The organism is Anoxybacillus mongoliensis (assembly GCF_014201515.1).
GTDB lineage: Bacteria > Bacillota > Bacilli > Bacillales > Anoxybacillaceae > Anoxybacillus > Anoxybacillus mongoliensis.
The window spans coordinates 1-1194 of the sequence record NZ_JACHEQ010000034.1 but is presented as its reverse complement, the minus strand read 5'-3'; the positions used below and the strand labels follow the sequence as shown (position 1 = coordinate 1194).

Here is a 1194-nt window from a genome sequence, read left to right as displayed (position 1 = left end):
TATATACATGCACTTTAAAACCGTAACTTCTGTATGAACACCTTCTCCCATGGTTATACTGCTCCTAAATACTCATGTGTAAAAGGAGCGGAAAGGACATGAAACGTCTGAAAATTACAAATGATCACGGCTGGACGCCGCGAACACTTCGGAAACAAGAACGGAAAATCAAAGATGCTTCGCTTCGCGTTCGGGTGACTGCCGTTCGCCTTGTCATGGAAGGTCATCTTGGCAAAGATGTGGCAAAAATGGTCAATCTGTGCCGTCAATCCGTTGCCCTCTACGTTGCACGGTTTAATGAAGGTGGGCTCGATCATCTACTCGATCGTCGGTTGCCGCCTGGTCGTGTGCCATTTCTTACGGAAGAACAACAACAAGAACTGAGACAACTCGTGTTAACCACTACACCTGTGGATGCTGGTTGGGGCATTGCTTCATCATGGAACACGCGTATTTTACAATCTTACATCCAACATACCTATGGCGTTTCGATGTCACGTGAAGGCATTCGTAAGTTATTGCATCGTCTTCGTTTGTCATGGACACGTCCGACTTATAAGCTTGTGAAAGGGAATCCAGAACATCAAGCTGCTTTTCAAAAGGAACTCGAATTTATAAAAAAAAACTAATCACCGAGAACGTCACCATGTTTTATGTGGACGAAACGCATGTTCGCGCGTATCAAGCGCTGCGTACGACATGGGCAGAAGTAGGAAATCAAAAACAAGTGCCAAGCTACGGTCACCACGCCCACGTTTCTATTTTTGGCGCCGTTGATGTTCAACAAGGCGATGTCGTGTTTCATCGTGCATCATCCGCCAATGCCGAAACGTTCCTCGAATTTTTGCGCCTGTTGAAAGAGAAATATGCGGATCGATTCCTCGTGCTTGTATTGGACAATGCGCGTATTCATCATGCCAAGATGGTGCAAGCCTTTCTTGATGGCGAGGAAGGTGATGCTTTTCATTTCATCTTTTTGCCGCCGTATTCTCCACAGTTAAACCCGATTGAACGGTTATGGAAGTGGCTGAAGGATGAAGTCATCGCCAACGTCTTGCATAAAGATCAAAATGATATTGCCCAGTCGATTACTCGTTTCGAACAATATGTCTTACAGCACCCAGATGAGGTGTTACGTCGCATCGGGTGTACTGCGTGAATCAGAGGTTAAAATTTTAAATTGGATGTATATAG

2 protein-coding genes are annotated in these 1194 nt (G+C 45.1%); both read left to right on the top strand.

Annotated features, from left to right (window positions below; translation table 11 throughout):
• The first annotated feature begins 98 nt into the window (after positions 1-98).
• The gene (locus HNR43_RS14050) at positions 99-629 is read left to right on the top strand and encodes a helix-turn-helix domain-containing protein (protein WP_183244718.1); all 531 of its coding nucleotides are present in this window, start codon (positions 99-101) and stop codon (positions 627-629) included.
• 17 nt (positions 630-646) lie between these two features.
• A complete protein-coding gene (locus tag HNR43_RS14045) occupies positions 647-1159 on the top strand; it encodes an IS630 family transposase (protein WP_183244716.1) in 513 nt (170 codons plus the stop codon).
• Positions 1160-1194: the final 35 nt, after the last annotated feature.